Annotated in this window: 11 protein-coding genes; 4 read left to right on the top strand and 7 right to left on the bottom strand. The window is 69.5% G+C overall.

Annotation, left to right across the window (positions count from 1 at the left end):
• The first annotated feature begins 81 nt into the window (after window positions 1-81).
• Window positions 82-834 (top strand): DUF481 domain-containing protein, encoded by a 753-nt coding sequence (locus MWN52_RS03920; RefSeq protein ID WP_131660152.1) that lies wholly within the window; start codon window positions 82-84, stop codon window positions 832-834.
• Window positions 835-1,281: 447 nt separating this feature from the next.
• Here MWN52_RS03920 and hemC read toward each other — a convergent pair whose 3' ends face one another.
• From hemC to MWN52_RS03895, 5 genes are all read right to left on the bottom strand, one after another.
• Window positions 1,282-2,202, bottom strand: coding sequence for a hydroxymethylbilane synthase (gene hemC, locus MWN52_RS03915; protein ID WP_286576706.1), 921 nt, complete (start codon window positions 2,200-2,202; stop codon window positions 1,282-1,284).
• A gap of 138 nt (window positions 2,203-2,340) precedes the next feature.
• Window positions 2,341-3,081, bottom strand: coding sequence for a LytR/AlgR family response regulator transcription factor (locus MWN52_RS03910; protein WP_205953480.1), 741 nt, complete (start codon window positions 3,079-3,081; stop codon window positions 2,341-2,343).
• Window positions 3,082-3,088: 7 nt separating this feature from the next.
• Window positions 3,089-4,141 (bottom strand): sensor histidine kinase, encoded by a 1,053-nt coding sequence (locus MWN52_RS03905; RefSeq protein ID WP_286576702.1) that lies wholly within the window; start codon window positions 4,139-4,141, stop codon window positions 3,089-3,091.
• A gap of 3 nt (window positions 4,142-4,144) precedes the next feature.
• A complete protein-coding gene (locus MWN52_RS03900; protein ID WP_286576700.1) occupies window positions 4,145-4,813 on the bottom strand; it encodes an alpha/beta hydrolase in 669 nt (222 codons plus the stop codon).
• A gap of 42 nt (window positions 4,814-4,855) precedes the next feature.
• Window positions 4,856-5,047 carry a rubredoxin gene (locus tag MWN52_RS03895; protein ID WP_130515663.1) on the bottom strand — a complete coding sequence of 64 codons (192 nt, stop codon included), beginning with the start codon at window positions 5,045-5,047 and terminating at the stop codon, window positions 4,856-4,858.
• 64 nt (window positions 5,048-5,111) lie between these two features.
• On the opposite strand from MWN52_RS03895, the gene MWN52_RS03890 reads away from it, so the two are divergent.
• A complete protein-coding gene (locus tag MWN52_RS03890) occupies window positions 5,112-5,741 on the top strand; it encodes a thiamine phosphate synthase (RefSeq protein ID WP_286576697.1) in 630 nt (209 codons plus the stop codon).
• 23 nt (window positions 5,742-5,764) lie between these two features.
• On the opposite strand, the gene MWN52_RS03885 is transcribed toward MWN52_RS03890, so the two are convergent.
• Together MWN52_RS03885 and MWN52_RS03880 are read right to left on the bottom strand one after the other, a co-directional pair.
• On the bottom strand, window positions 5,765-7,021 hold the full coding sequence (locus MWN52_RS03885) for a dipeptidase (RefSeq protein WP_425608105.1): 1,257 nt from the start codon (window positions 7,019-7,021) through the stop codon (window positions 5,765-5,767).
• A 126-nt stretch (window positions 7,022-7,147) separates the two neighbouring features.
• Complete coding sequence (locus MWN52_RS03880; RefSeq protein WP_286576694.1) at window positions 7,148-10,324, bottom strand: TonB-dependent receptor; 3,177 nt, start codon at window positions 10,322-10,324, stop codon at window positions 7,148-7,150.
• Between the two features lie 311 nt (window positions 10,325-10,635).
• On the opposite strand from MWN52_RS03880, the gene hemL reads away from it, so the two are divergent.
• Both hemL and MWN52_RS03870 read left to right on the top strand, forming a co-directional pair.
• Window positions 10,636-11,928: a glutamate-1-semialdehyde 2,1-aminomutase gene (gene hemL / locus MWN52_RS03875; RefSeq protein ID WP_286576693.1), complete on the top strand. Its 1,293-nt coding sequence runs from the start codon at window positions 10,636-10,638 to the stop codon at window positions 11,926-11,928.
• A 181-nt stretch (window positions 11,929-12,109) separates the two neighbouring features.
• Entirely contained in the window at window positions 12,110-14,884 is a 2,775-nt protein-coding gene (locus MWN52_RS03870) for a winged helix-turn-helix domain-containing protein (protein WP_286577673.1), read from the top strand.
• Window positions 14,885-14,951: the final 67 nt, after the last annotated feature.

Raw genomic sequence — 14,951 nt, 5'->3', positions numbered from 1 at the left:
AAAAGACACTTTCGCGCCGAAGGCCGGGGATCACCGGCCTTTTTGCTATCCCCGCGTCCCCACCCCACACGGAGATTCCTCATGTTCCGACGCCTTCCCTGCGCCCTGTTGCTCGCCGTGGCAGCGCCGCTGCCCGCCCTGGCCGGCAACCTGGTCGACACGCCCAGCCTGGCCAAGATCGACAACAACACCGGCTGGACCGGCAACGGCGAACTGGGCCTGGCCATCTCGAAGGGTAATACCGACAACGAGACCTTCGTCGGCAAGGCCAACCTCGCCTACAGCGACGACACCTGGAAGCACGCCTTCGGCGTGGCCGGCCAGTACGCCAAGGACGACGGCGAGGAGACCGCGCGCCGCTACGAACTGTTCGGCACCAGCGGCCGCCGCCTGAGCGAGCGCAGCTACATCTGGGGCTCGGTGCGCAACGAGCGCGACCACTACACCAGCTACGAGTACCAGTGGACCACCGCCGTCGGTTACGGCTACGAGGCGATCAAGAACGACACCCAGCACCTGACCTTCGAGATCGGTCCGGGTTACCGCTGGTCCAAGGACCAGGGCGTGCAGGTGCACCACAACGAGACCATCGGCCGCGGCATGATCGACTACGGCTACAAGCTGACCGCGACCACCTCGCTGGTGGACACCCTGCTGGTCGAATCGGGCAGCGACAACACCTTCATCAAGAACCTGTTCGGCCTGCAGGTGGCCATGTCCGAACGCCTGGCGCTCAAGGCCGGCCTGGAGACGCGCCACAACACCGAGGTCGATCCGGACACCAAGAAGACCGACAACCTGACCACGGTCAACATCGTCTACAACTTCAAGTAAGCCGCGCGCCTGCGCGATCAAGCCCTCGCCGTGGCGACACGGCGGGGGCTTTTTACATTGAAGCCCGAGTGCATCGAAGACGCGGGACACCCCTCCCGTCATTCCCGCGAACGCGGGAGGTGCTTCTTGGCAGACGCATGTCTGACCATCCAGCGCCTTCGGCCCTCGCAGCAAAGCAGCTGGGACCCCGCGTTCGCGGGAACGACGCTTGGAGGTTTGCTCGCGGACTAGCGCTGCCACCTCAAAGCTCGCCATCCCCGCGAACGCGGGGATCGATGGACTCCCATGCAGGTCCCGCAACGTCCTTGGGTTCCCGCTTTCGCGGGAACGACGATGGCTGTTGGGCGTGCTCAAGCGACGATCTAGCCCGTCGTTTTCGAACAATGATGCTGCCGGTCGTCGACGCCGCGCAGGGTTCGACCTGCCACCGGCAAGCGATCTGGTGCCTCAGACTTCCAGCTCGGCCAGCAGCGCATCGGCGCCGTTGGCCAGCAGCGCCTGGGCGACCTGATGGCCCAGGTTCTCCGGCGTCAGGTCGGGCGAGGAGGCCTCCGCGTGCACCAGCGTGCCGGCCTGCGCCGAGCCCACCAGGCCGCACAGGCGCATGCCGCCGGCGGTTTCCTCGGCGAACGCGCCGACCGGCACGTGGCAGCTGCCGTGCAGGGCGCGGTTCATGGCGCGCTCGGCTTCCACGCAGCGGCGCGTGGGCAGATGGTCCAGGGCGGCGAACAGCGCCAGCACCTGCGGCGCATCGCTGCGGCATTCCACCGCGATGGCGCCCTGCGCCGGCGCCGGCAGCCACTGCGGTGCGGCCAGGCGCGCGGCGATGCGCGCATCGAAACCCAACCGCTGCAGGCCAGCGCAGGCCAGGATGATGGCGTCGTAGCTGCCGGCGTCCAGCCGCGCCAGGCGGGTATTGACGTTGCCGCGCAGGTCGACCAGCTCCAGATCCGGCCGCAGCGCGCGCAGCTGCGCCTGGCGCCGCAGCGAGGAGGTGCCCACGCGCGCGCCATGCGGCAGCGCATCCAGCCGCCGATAGGCGTTGGAGACGAAGGCATCGGCCGGATCGGCGCGCTCCAGGATGGCCGGCAGCACGAACGGCCCCTCCAGTTCCATCGGCACGTCCTTGAGCGAATGCACCGCGCAGTCGGCGCGGCCATCGAGCATGGCCAGCTCCAGTTCCTTGAGGAACAGGCCCTTGCCGCCGATCGCCGCCAGCGAGCGGTCCAGCACCTCGTCGCCGCGCGTGCTCATCGGCACCAGCTCGACCTCCAGGCCCGGATGGGCCAGGCGCAGCTGGTGGGCGACATACTCGCTCTGCCATAGGGCGAGCGCGCTCTTGCGGGTGGCGATGCGCAGCGATCTCATGCGGGCATTATCGCCGCAAGTGGGGATTGGGGATTGGGGATTGGGGAGCTTAGGGTGACTTTCGTACCGTCATTTCCGCGACCCCAGGAATGACGAGCACAAGCGGATTACTTTTCCCTGCCCCGCCGATCCCAGCCCCTAGAGTGTCTTCACCGTCTCGCGCAGGGCGGGCACGCAGCGGCGGCTGACTTCCAGCGGGGCGGGCGCATGACGCAGCACGGCCTGCACTTTGCCGTCGTCGACCCGTCGCAGTTCCATCAGCTCGTGGCGGGCGACCAGGCAGTTGCGGTGGATGCGCACGAAGCGGCTGGCGAACTCCTCCTCCAGCGACTTGAGCGATTCCTCGATCAGGTCCTCGCCGCGCGCGTGGTGCACCACCACGTACTTCTCCTCGGCCTGCAGGTAGTGGATGTCGTCCAGCGGGATCAGCCGCAGGCTGCCGCGCAGGCGCGCGCACAGGTGCGTGCGCGCCTGGCGCTGGGCCGCGCTGGGCGCCGGCGCGGTGCTGCGGCCGGCGGCGAAGGTGCGCGCGCGTTCCAGCGCCGAGGCCAGGCGCTCGGCGCGCACCGGCTTCATCAGGTAGTCGATCGCCGCGGCCTCGAACGCCGACAGCGCATGCGCATCGTAGGCGGTGCAGAACACCACCGCCGGCCGCGGATCGAACGCCGCCAGATGACGCGCCGCTTCCAGCCCATCGACCCCGGGCATGGAGATGTCCAGCAGCACCAGATCGGGGCGCAGTTCGGCCACCGCCTGCAGCGCGGCCAGCCCATCGCCGACCTCGGCCACCACTTCGGTGCCGGGCTGCTCGGCCAACAGCGTGCGCAGGCGCTCGCGGGCCAGCGGTTCGTCGTCTGCGATCACCACCGTCAGGGGCATGCGGACCTCAGGCCAGGGGAAGGGCGAGTTCACAGGCATAGTAGCCTTGCGCCCAGAAGCCCGTCACCCGCGCCCCTGCGCCGAAGCGATACGCCAGCCGGTGGGCGATATTGCGCTGGGCGTGGCCGGCGCCGCGTCCCAACGCCGGCACCGGCACGCTGCCCGGCTCGGGCGCCGGGTTGCGCACGACGATGCGCAGCGTCTTGTGCTCCACCGCCAGGGCGATGTCGATGGTGCCGCCCTGCGGCAGGCGCGAGATGCCGTGCAGCACCGCGTTCTCCACCATCGGCTGCAGCACAAGGCGCGGCAGCACCAGGTCCCAGGGCAGCGGCTCGGTACGCTCCCAGCGCACCGTCAGGCGCTCGCCGAGGCGCAGCGATTCGATCGACAGATACTGCTCGGCCAGTTCCACTTCCTGGGCCAGGGTGGAGTTGTCCTCGCCCGCGCCCAAGGCCGCGCGGAACAGGTCGGACAGATCCAGCACCGCGCGCTCGGCCACCTGCGGCGCGCTGTGCAGCAGGCCGGCGATGAGATTCATGCTGTTAAAGAGAAAGTGCGGGCGGATCCGCGCCTGCAGCGCATCGGCCTCGGCACGCGCGCTGGCCTGCACCTGCGCGGCCCAGCGATCGCTGACATAGAAGTAGCGCAGCGCCAGAGCGCCGATCAGCATCACCATCGCCGCGCTGCTCAGGCTGAAGCGCCAGAAGCCCACCGCCGGCGCGCCCTCGGGCAGGCCGATGGTGGAATACAGCACGAACAACGCGCTGGCCGACAGCAGTCCCACCGCGCCGGCCAGCGCCAGCGCCGTCACGGCGCCCAGGCGCGGCGGCAGGCGGCTCAGCTGCGGGCGCAGCAGGCACAGCAGGGCGGTCGCCGCGATCGCCTGCCACAGCGCGAAGGCGCTGATCGAGGCGAAGTGCTCCACGCTCCACTTGCCCGTGCGATCCGGCGCCAGCGCCAGCACCACGACCACCAGCTCGGCCAGGCCCAGGATGATCGTCAGCCGCGGCAGCGTGCACAGTTCGGGCAACCACCCCTGCGCGGCGGGCGTGGTGGTCATGCGTCAGGCGAAGCGCCGCGACATCCAGTCGCCCAGGTCGCGCACTTCCTCGGCACTGACCGAGTGCGCCATCGGATAGTCGTGCCAGTCCACCTGGAAGCCGGCGGCTTTGAGCGCCTGCGCGCTGCGCTGGCCGAAGGCCGGCAGCACCACCGGGTCGGAGGTGCCATGGCCCATGAAGATCGGCTGGGCCTTGGCGGCTTCGCTGGCGAAGTCGGCCAGCTGGTCCGCGCCGGGCAGATAGGTGGACAGCGCGATCAGGCCCGCAAGCGGCACGCGGCGGCGCACGCCGGCGGCCAGGGTGATCGCCCCGCCCTGCGAGAACCCGGCCAGCAGCACGTTGGACGGCGCGATGCCACGTTCGCCCTCGCGCGCCAGCAGCGCCTCGACCTGGCCGATGGACTGTTCCACGCCGGCGGCGTCGGCCCGCGTGGCGAAATCCATGCCGGCGATGTCGTACCAGGCGCGCATGCGCAGGCCGTTGTTGATCGTGACCGGCCGCACCGGCGCATGCGGGAACACGAAGCGCAGCGCCGGCCAGCCCGGACGCACCAGCTCGGGCACGATCGGCGCGAAATCGTTGCCATCGGCGCCCAGGCCATGCAGCCACAGCACGCTCCAGGCCGGCTGGGGGCCGGTCTGCAGTTCGACGGCGTCGAGGAGTTCGGTCATGGGGATTCTCGTGTCAGGGGCGACGACGCGGGCGCCGGAGGCTCAGTCCAGCTCGACCATTTCGAAGTCGTCCTTGGTCACCCCGCAATCGGGGCAGGTCCAGGTGTCCGGCACGTCCTCCCAGCGCGTGCCCGGCGCGATGCCTTCCTCGGGCAGGCCGTCGGCTTCGCGGTAGATGAATCCACAGACCACGCACATCCAGTTGCGGTAGGTGGTGGCATCAGGCTCGGGCATCGGATAATCGCAGGTCCTAGGGGTGCCCCATTGTCACACAGGCCCCCTGCACACCGGAGTCGCCATGCCTGCTTCCCTGCCCCGTGGCCTGTACCTGCTCACGCCCGATCTCGACGATGACGCGCAGCTGCTGGCGCGCGTGCGACCGCTGCTGGACAGCGGCGCGGTCACCTGGCTGCAGTACCGCAACAAATCGGTGGGCGATGCCCAGCGCGCGCGCCAGGCCGCCGCCCTGCTGCCGCTGTGCCGGGCCGCAGGCGTGCCACTGATCATCAACGACGATGCCGCGCTGGCGCTCGCGCTCGGCGCGGCCGGGATGCATCGCGAGGACGCCACCACGCCGCTGGCCGAACTGCGCGCCGCCCTGGGCCCCGATGCGCTGCTCGGCGCCTCGTGCTACGACCAGTCGGCGCTGGCCTACGAGGCCGTGGAGGAAGGCGCCAGTTACGTCAGCTTCGGCGCCTTCTTCGCCAGCCGCAGCAAGCCCGGCCCGCACCGGGCGACCACCGCGGTGTTCGACGCCACCGCAGGCCTGGGCATGCCGCGCGTGGCGATCGGCGGGCTGACGCCCGCCAACGCCGGGCCGATCATCGCCGCCGGCGCCGACCTGGTGGCGGCGATCGGCGGTGTGTTCGACGCGCCCGATCCGGTGGCTACGTCCCGCGCGTTGCGGGCCTTGTTCGACCAGGACTAACGCGGACGCCGCGGCCCGCTCGTTTAATCGAGCGCGGCCTTGACCGCGGCCGGGTCGGCCAGCGACTGCACCGTCTCGATCAGGCGCACGGTGTTGCCGCCGAGGATGGCGCGGACCTGGTCGTCCTTGTAGCCGGCGTCCAGCAGCGCCTGCACCACCTTGGGCAGGGCGGTGATGTCCTCGTAGCCGGCCACGCCACCGCCGCCGTCCCAGTCCGCGCCCAGGCCGACGTGCTGCCAGCCGGCCACCTCGATGATGTGCAGCAGGTGGCGCATGTAATCGTCGAAGTTGGCCTTCTTGATGTTGTACTTGGCGTCCAGCGCGGCGATCTGCACCATCGCCTGCTTGCGCGCGTCCGCGTCGAGCCCGCGCCGACCGCCGAAGGACTGGTAGATCTTGCCGAGCTCGGCGCGGTACTCCGGCGTGGCGCCGGTGTCGATGAGGTAGCCGCCCAGCGAATTCACCTGAATCACGCCGCCATGCGCGGCCAGCACCTTCAGGCGCTTGTCGTCCAGGTTGCGCGGATGCGGGTAGACGTCCCACGCGCCGCTGTGGGACAGGATGATCGGCGCCTTGGACAGGGCGATCATCTGGTCGAACACCTCCGGCGAGGCGTGCGAGTGGTCCAGGATGATGCCGAGCTTGTTGGCCTCGACGATCATCTGCCGGCCCTTGTCGGTCAGGCCCTCGCGCGCCGTCACCGCGCCCGGCGCGGTGCCGGCCGAGTCGGCGAAGTCGTTGTGGCTGCCGTGCACCAGCGAGAGCATGCGCAGGCCGGCCTTGTAGTAGTAGCTCAGCAGCGTGGGATCGTGCGAGAGCGGATAGGCGTTCTCCATGCTGATGTAGACCGACTTCTTGCCCTCGGCCTTGATCCGCGCCGCGTCGCCGGCCACGGTGGCCAGCGCGAACTTGTCGGGGTTGGCCGCGACCATCTCGCGGATCTCGCCCAGCCGCTTGAGGCCGAAATCGCGCGCCTTGCGCTTGCTGATCTCATCCAGCGGACCCTGGCCGGTGTAGACCACCCAGAAGCCGCCGTCCAGGCCGCCTTCGACCATGCGCGGATAGTCGATCTGGCTGCCGTCGCCCTGGAAGGAATGCCGGTCGGTGATCTTCCAGCCCGGCTGGCCGAACAGCGCCGGCGTGTCCAGATGCGTATCCAGATTGATCGCGCTGGCCTGCAGCGCGCGCGCCTTCTCCGACACCGCCACATCCTTGGCCAACGCCTGGCCCGACAGGCCCGTGCACGCCAGCAGCGCGGCGACCAGCAACTTCTTCTTCATGACACCCATGACCCACTCCTCATTGTGCTTTCGAACAAGACGACGCCGCGGACGTGCCGCGGCGCCGTGATCCACTCGATGTCCCCATGCGTCCGCCCCGAGGGCCGGGGCGGACGCGACAGCGGCTTACCAATCGTAGCTTGCGGTCAGACGGGCGTAGCGCGGGGTCTGGTAGACCACGTTCTGGCCGTACAGCGGGTTGACCGAACCATCGGGCAGCTGCGAGAACGGATAGACCGTGATCGCCTTCTGCGCGTTGAGCAGGTTGAACACGTTCAGGCTCACGGCCAGCTTGCCGTCGGCGAACACCGGCTTCCAGGTCAGGCCCAGGTCGAACTGGTTGACCCACGGCAGGCGCCCGTGCGAGCCGGGAGGCGAAGGCTCGCCCTTGCCGGTCGCGGGGTTGTAGCAGTAGTGGTACGGGCCACCGGTGACCGAGCTGCCGCCGTAACCGGCCGGATCGGTGCCGGTGTAGGCCGTGCCGTAGTAGTTGCCCAGGCAGTGCTTCGGCGCGCCGGAGATCATGCTCAGGTTACCCGAGACGCCCCACTCTTCGGTCAGCTGGTAGTAGCCGTACACCTTGATCTGGTGACGGTGATCGTTGGACTGATCGCCGTTGACGTGCTCCATCAGCGCCGCGTGGTCCCAGCTCTGCGTCGTGGAGACCGCCGCCTGGCCTTGGTAGCTGCCCAGGGCGCCGCCGGAACGGAACAGATCCGAACGCAGCTGACCCTCGGTGGTGCCATAGCTGTGGGACCAGACGTAATTCATCTTGGTGTACCACTTGCCGTCGAACGGACGCTCCAGGTTGAACTCAAGCGCACCGTAGTCGCGCTTGAGCTCGGGGAAGCCGGCCGCCTCACGCGTCACCGTCACCTGGCGCAGGTTGCCGCTGGTGTCGTAGACGTTCCAGACATTGGTCTTGCCCGGGTTGATCAGCTCGGCACCGGCGGTGCGGGTCCAGTCGACCGCGACGCCCTGGGCGGCGGCGGACTGCACCAGGCCGCGGTTGTCGGTGTCGAAGTTCTGGTCGTCGATGGCGTCGTTGAGGCGGCGGTAGATGGCGCGCACGCCGTAGGTCCAGCCGATGCTCAGATCCTGGCTGAAGCCCAGGATGGCCTCGTCCTGGTTCTCGCCCTTGATGTCCTTGACCACCGCGGCACTCGGGTCCGAGGCGCGGCCGAAGCGCGAGTTGGCCGACACCGCCGGACCCAGCGACCTGGACACGATCGGCGTGCCGTCGGGGTTGATGCCGCTGTAGGTGAAGTACTCGCTCTTGGAGACGTTGGCGGTGAACAGGCCCACGGCCGACAGCGGCAGGCCCAGGTAGTAGCGGCCGACGTTACCGAAGATCTTCAGGCTGGAATCGCCGTGCACGTCCCAGCTGAAGCCCACGCGCGGCGACCAGGCGTCGACGCTGATGTAGGGCACGTGGCTGATCGGCACGTAGTTGGTGAACTCGTCCTTGCGCAGGCCCAGGCTCAGCAGCACGTTGTCGGTGACCTGCCACTTGTCTTCCAGGTAGTAGGCCTTCTGGTCGGCGTCGTAGGAGTTCAGGCCGGTGGTGGTGTCCTTGGTCACGTAGTAACCCGACGCGCCATAGGTCGGATCGACCAGGCCCGGGCTCGGCGCGCCCTTGCCGCCCGCCTCGTTGGCGGACTGGCTGATCAGGCCGCCGGTCTGCAGGCCATAGGGATCGTTGGTCCGGCCGTAGGTCCAGGCATAGCCGGGGCCGGAGGCGTAGGTACCGATGTTGGTGGCCTGCAGCTTCTGGTTGTCGACGCCGGCGGTGATCGCGTGATCGCCGATGCGCCATTCCACGCTCAGGCGCAGGTTGCGCTTCTCGTACTCACGGTCCGGCGCGGTGATCGAGGTCTGCTTCTGCGCGCCGACGATCGGGGTGCCGCCGTTGTAGGCCGGATTCTGCAGCGCGACGCTGTTGATCACCGGACCCTTGCCCGGATCGTAGTTGTAGTAGCTGATCTCGTCGGGCGTGTTCATCTGACCGTACAGCGCGCTGACGGTGACGTTGTCACCGAAATAGCCCGTGTACTTGGCCAGGTACAGGCGCGGACCGGCCTCGTTGGTGTTTTCCTTGTTGTAGAACGCGCCCTTGGTGCGGGTGATGTAGTTGTAGCGATAGATGTCGCCGTTGGTCTTGTACTTGTCGCTGGCGCCGGTCAGTTCCAGCAGGTGGTTGTCGGTGATGTACCAGTTCACCTTGCCGTACAAGCGGTTCTGCTGGTACTCGTACTCGGTCAGGCCGCCGACATTGCCGTTGTCGGCGTCGCGGTTGCTGAGGATGCGGGTGCCGTGCGAGTTGACGCGTTCGCCGGCGAGGAAGAAGAACAGCTTGTCCTGGATGATCGGGCCGCCGACGTAGGCGCTGTAGGTCTCCGAGGTCGCCTTGGTCTCGCTCAGCGGCTGGTACAGACCATTGGCCGCACGCGCATAGCGGTAGGCGGTGTTGTTGACCGTGGAGCTCTGGCTGTCAGGACGCCAGTAGATGTCCTTCTGGCTGGCCTTGAAGGCCTCGGGCTCGAACACCGCCGAGGCGCCGAACTTCCATTCGTTGGTGCCACTCTTGCCGATCTGGCTGATCACGCCGCCGTTGGAGCGGCCGTACTGGGCACCGTAGCCGCCGACGATGACTTCCTGCTGGTCGATCGCGCCGTACGGCAGCGTCAGGCCGCCCAGGTTGTTGGCGGTCGAGGTGGTGTTGAAGCCGTTGAGGTAGTACGCGTTCTCCGACGCGGCCGAACCGCCGAAGCTCGGCAGCGAGCCACCCAGCGGGCCGTTGTCGAAGCCGCCGCTGTTGACCACCACGCCCGGCGCCAGCAGCGCGATGGCCTCGGCGTTGCGGCCCAGCGGCAGCTGCTGCAGCTGCTCGGCGGTGACCACCGTGCGCGTGTCGACGCTGGACACGTCGATCGGCGACAGGCTCATCGCCGAGACCTTGACCGCGCCCAGCGTGGTGGCCGAGCCGCCGCCACCGGCCGACAGGCCGACCTCGGTGCCCGCGCCGACCAGGATGCTGACGTTCTCGCGCGTGTCGACCGTCTGGCCGGCGTGCTTGAGGGTCACGGTGTAGCTGCCCAGCGGCAGGCTGCCCAGCGCGTAGCGGCCGCCTTCGACCGGCACTTCGCGCGAGAAACCGCTGCCGCTCTGGACCAGAACCGTGTCGCCGGTCTCTGCGCCCTGGACGGTACCGAAGATGCGGCCGGTGGTGGACTGGGCATAGGTGCTGCCTGCAGCCAGCGTCAATGCGAGCGCCAGGGCGCTGCGGCGGAGGATGCGCTTCATATGTTGGTGTTTTCCCCGAGTGGAACTGTGGTCGATACACAGCGCCACCCCCATGTGGCGCTGCGTCTTACACAGTGGGAGCTGCATGCCGCAGATGGCGAATGATGCTTCGCCATGACCTTATGCCGGCCACTGTGTGTCGGCCGATGCTATGCGCCGACACGACCTGGCGCCCCATCAGCGGCGGGTAGGGCCCACCCGGCCGGGTAGTTCGGGTCGGGTTGGCCCCGGCAGGGCGCTGCCACGACAATAGGGCGCTGCGTTTCGTCGCTTTCCGATGAAACGACCCCGCCCTGCCAGGACTTGCCTCGATGAACCACGACCGCTCCCACGCCCTCTTCGCCCGCGCCCGGCAGCTGATCCCGGGGGGCGTGAACTCGCCGGTGCGGGCGTTCAAGTCGGTCGGCGGCGAGCCGTTCTTCGTCCAGCGCGCCGACGGCGCCTACCTGTACGACGTCGACGGCAACCGCTACATCGATTACGTCGGCTCTTGGGGTCCGATGATTGTCGGCCACAACCATCCGCACGTGCGCGAGGCGGTGGCCCGGGCGATCGCCGACGGCCTGTCCTTCGGCGCGCCCTGCCCGGCCGAGGTGACCATGGCCGAGACGATCACCCGCCTGGTGCCGGCCTGCGAGATGGTGCGCATGGTCAATTCCGGGACCGAGGCCACCCTGTCGGCGATCCGCCTGGCGCGCGGCGCCACCGGGCGCAGCCGCATCGTCAAGTTCGAGGGCAACTACCACGGCCACGGCGACTCGTTCCTGGTCAAGGCCGGCAGCGGCATGCTGACCCTGGGCGTGCCGACCTCGCCGGGCGTGCCGGCCGCGCTGAGCGAGCTCACCAGCACGCTGAGCTACAACGACTTCGACGAGGCCAGCGCGCTGTTCGATGCCTGCGGGGGGGAGATCGCCGCGGTGATCATCGAGCCGGTGGTGGGCAACGCCAACTGCATCCCGCCGCGCCCGGGCTATCTGCAGCACCTGCGCGCGCTGTGCACCCGCCACGGCGCGCTGCTGATCTTCGACGAGGTGATGACCGGCTTCCGCGTCGCCCTGGGCGGCGCGCAGGCGCTGTACGGCATCACCCCGGACCTGACCACCTTCGGCAAGATCATCGGCGGCGGCATGCCGGTGGGTGCCTACGGCGGCCGCGCCGACCTGATGCAGCAGATCGCGCCGGCCGGGCCGATCTACCAGGCCGGCACGCTCTCCGGCAATCCGGTGGCCATGGCCGCCGGCCTGGCGATGCTGGAGCTGATCCAGGCGCCCGGCTTCCACGAGCGGCTGACCGCCGCCACCGCGCGCCTGTGCGAAGGCCTGCGCGCGGCCGCGCACGAGGCCGGCGTGGCGGTGACCACCAACCAGGTCGGCGCGATGTTCGGCCTGTTCTTCACCGATGCCCAGGTGAACACCTATGCCCAGGCCACGGCCTGCGACATCGGCGCGTTCAACCGCTTCTTCCAGGCGATGCTCGAGCGCGGCGTGTTCCTGGCGCCCTCGGCCTATGAGGCCGGCTTCGTCTCCAGCGCGCATGACGATTCTGTCATCCAGGCCACACTGGAGGCGGCGCGCGGCGCCTTCAGGGCGATCTCCGCACACTGAACTGGCGCAGCCGACGCCCGGCGCTTGGCAAGCGCCTCACGAAACTTTAATGTCTGGAACAGGATGTCCAGTGGATGGGCATGGGCGGGGGCCCACGCGCAGCCGGGTCTGAACCGCCGGGCTGCCACACCACGCGGGATGGCCTTGGACGAGGCCGCCGCTGCGGAGACTCGTCGTGCCCATCGCCAAATCCGTTGCTCTGGTCGGACGCCGTCCACCCGCTGCCCGTGAGCCCGGCTCCACCGGGGACTGGGTGCTGCCGGACAAGCTCGAGCCGCCTCGCCTGCATCTGGACGCCGTGCGCCGTGACCGTCTGCTGACGCACCTGGACGCCGGTATCGGCGTGCCGCTGACCCTGCTGCTGGCGCCGCCGGGGTTCGGCAAGACCACGCTGCTGGCGCAGTGGCATGCGCATCTGCTCGAGCGCGGCACCGTCGATGCGGCCTGGCTGTCCCTGGACGAGGACGATGCCGAGCCCGGCCGCCTGCTGGCCTATCTGGGCCTGGCCTTGGGCGTCACCGCCGGCGAGGCCGGCGCCACGCCGCTGGGCGGGCTGCACTGGCGCGAACTGGACTTGGCCGCGCTGCGCACCGCGCTGCTGCGCGCCATCCGCTGCACGCAGCGCCCGCTGGTGCTGGTGCTGGACGATTACGACCGCGCCGCCTGCCCGCGCAACGACGAACTGATCACCCTGCTGGTCGAGCACGGCGGCCCGCATCTGCATGTGCTGCTGGCGACCCGGCGCGCGCCCGCGCTGCCGCTGGCGCGGCTGTCGGTGCGCGGCGCCCTGCAGCGCATCGATGCCGCGCAGCTGGCCATGAACGGCGGCGAGACCCGCGCCCTGCTCGGCACGCAGGCCAGCGACGAGGATGCCAAGCGTCTGCGCGGCAAGACCGAAGGCTGGCCGGTGGCCGTGCGCCTGGCTGCCGCCTGGCTCGCCGGCGGCCAGACCCGTGGCGATGACATCGCGCGTTTCAGCGGCCGCTCGGCCGGGCTGGCGGCCTATCTGGCCGAACAGGTGGTCAGCGACCTGGACGAGGAGCTGCGGGACTTCCTGCTGGAGACCTCGGGCCTGGCGCGCTTCAACGCGCCCCTGGCCGATGCGGTGCGCCAGCGTCAGGACAGCGGCCGGCTGCTGGACCGGCTGGGCCACTTCCACGGCCTGCTGGTCCCGCTGGACGACGACCACGCCTGGTTCCGCTATCACCCGCTGTTCGCCGAGTTCCTGCATCTGCAGCTGGAGCGCCGGTCGCCGGCGCTGGGGCAGACTCTGCACCGCCGCGCCGCGCTATGGTGCGCCGCGCACGGGCAGCTGGCCGAAGCGGTGCGCCATGCGCTGGGCGCGCACGATGTGGCCTTGGCCGCCGACTGCATCGCGCGCGCCGGCACCTGGCAGCTGCTGCTCTCCCAGGGCATCGCCGCCACGCGCGCGCTGCTGCGCCAGTTCGATCCCCGTACGGTGCGCGATACGCCGGCGCTCAATCTCACCCAGGCCTATCTGCACCTGCGCGTGGGCGAATTCGGCCACGCCCAGACTCTGCTGGAGCGGTTCCGCAGCTTCCCCGACGAGGTGCGCGCGCCGCTGGAGCGCGACTACACCGTGGTCGTGGCGCTGCTGCGCGACCTGATGGATCAGATCTGCTCGCAGCCGCGCGGTGTGGCGCAGCTGGCCGCGCAGGCGCAGGCGCTGGACCAGGAGGACCACCTCGGCCGCGGCACCCTGCTGTGCATCTGCGCGACCACCGCGCTGGGGCGCGGTCAGTTCGCCCAGGCCGAGCAGCTGGCGCGCGAGGGCGCGCTGGCCTTCGAACAGGACCGCACCCAGATCGCGGTCGGCTACGCGCTGACGCACCTGGGCCAGAGCTATTTCTACCGCGGCGCGCTGGACCAGGCCGAAGCCGTGTACGCGCGCGCGATGCAGCTGGCGCAATCGCACCAGGGCAGCGATGCGGTGCTGGTGGCGGCCTGCCGCTGCCTGATCGCCCAGCTGCTGCTCGAACGCGGGCGCCACGACGAGGCCGCAGACCAGCTCGACGGCGCGCTCGAGGTGCTGGAAGCGGGCGACGGCTGGGTCGATGTCTACGTCGCCGGCTTCAGCACCGCGCTCGCCCTGGCGCGCCAGCGCGACCGCAGCGGCCGCACCGCTTGCGCGCTGCTCGATCGCCTCGATGCACTGGCGGCGCGTCGTCATTTGACGCGCCTGGCCGACCTCTCCGCCGCCTGGCGGGTGGACGTGCAGCTGGACCTGCCCGCCGACCACGCACTGGATGCCGCCCTGGCCCGCAGCGGCGGCGAGATGGCCCTGCAGCACGCGCTGGCCAATGCCCACACCTGGCGCCAGTCGCAGGCGCTGGGCCTGGCGCTGGCGCGTTGGCATGCCGAAGCCGGCCGCAGCGGTCGCGCCCTGGCGCTGCTGCAGGCGCTGGAGAACGATGCCCGCGAACGCGACGACGCCCACCACCTGGACCGCGTGCGCGTGCGCATGGCCCTGGTGCGCCAGCAGCGCGGCGAACTGCAGCAGGCCCTGCCGGCACTGTCGGCCGCGCTGGACCGAATCGCCGCCACGCGCGCCTGGCAGGTCGCACTGGAACCGGGCCTGCCGGTCAAGGCGCTGCTACGCGTGGCGCGGCAGCACGATCCCGAAGCCGTGGCCGGCACCACCCGCGCCCTGACCATCCAGACCCTGCTGGACAAGCTGTCCTGCGAGGATGCGCTGGCGGTGCAACTCTTCAGCGAGCGCGAGCTGGAAGTCCTGCAGGAATTGGCCAGCGGCCTGTCCAACAAGCAGATCGCCCGACGCCTGTCGCTGTCGGAGAACACGGTCAAGTTCCACCTGAAGAACCTCTACCGCAAGCTGGAAGCCGGTACACGGGAAGCCGCGCTGGGGAACGCCCTGCAGCGCGGGCTGATCGGCGCGGCCAGCAGCCCGGACAGCGATCCTTCCAAAACGCTTTAGCAGCTCTGTTGAAAAGACCGGGACACTATCCAGGAAGTCCCACAAGCTCTGATCACAACGGCCTAGC

The sequence above is a fragment of the Pseudoxanthomonas winnipegensis genome (genome assembly GCF_030322905.1).
Lineage (GTDB): Bacteria > Pseudomonadota > Gammaproteobacteria > Xanthomonadales > Xanthomonadaceae > Pseudoxanthomonas_A > Pseudoxanthomonas_A winnipegensis.
The sequence above is the reverse complement of the archived record's forward strand: the minus strand, read 5'-3'. Positions and strand labels throughout refer to the sequence as shown.

Coding starts and splice junctions, on each gene's coding strand:
- MWN52_RS03890 (WP_286576697.1), top strand. CDS start 5,112: ATGCCTGCTTCCCTGCCCCGTGGCCTGTACCTGCTCACGCCCGATCTC.
- MWN52_RS03920 (WP_131660152.1), top strand. CDS start 82: ATGTTCCGACGCCTTCCCTGCGCCCTGTTGCTCGCCGTGGCAGCGCCG.
- MWN52_RS03885 (WP_425608105.1), bottom strand. CDS start 7,021: ATGAAGAAGAAGTTGCTGGTCGCCGCGCTGCTGGCGTGCACGGGCCTG.
- MWN52_RS03880 (WP_286576694.1), bottom strand. CDS start 10,324: ATGAAGCGCATCCTCCGCCGCAGCGCCCTGGCGCTCGCATTGACGCTG.
- MWN52_RS03905 (WP_286576702.1), bottom strand. CDS start 4,141: ATGACCACCACGCCCGCCGCGCAGGGGTGGTTGCCCGAACTGTGCACG.
- hemL (WP_286576693.1), top strand. CDS start 10,636: ATGAACCACGACCGCTCCCACGCCCTCTTCGCCCGCGCCCGGCAGCTG.
- MWN52_RS03910 (WP_205953480.1), bottom strand. CDS start 3,081: ATGCCCCTGACGGTGGTGATCGCAGACGACGAACCGCTGGCCCGCGAG.
- MWN52_RS03900 (WP_286576700.1), bottom strand. CDS start 4,813: ATGACCGAACTCCTCGACGCCGTCGAACTGCAGACCGGCCCCCAGCCG.
- hemC (WP_286576706.1), bottom strand. CDS start 2,202: ATGAGATCGCTGCGCATCGCCACCCGCAAGAGCGCGCTCGCCCTATGG.
- MWN52_RS03895 (WP_130515663.1), bottom strand. CDS start 5,047: ATGCCCGAGCCTGATGCCACCACCTACCGCAACTGGATGTGCGTGGTC.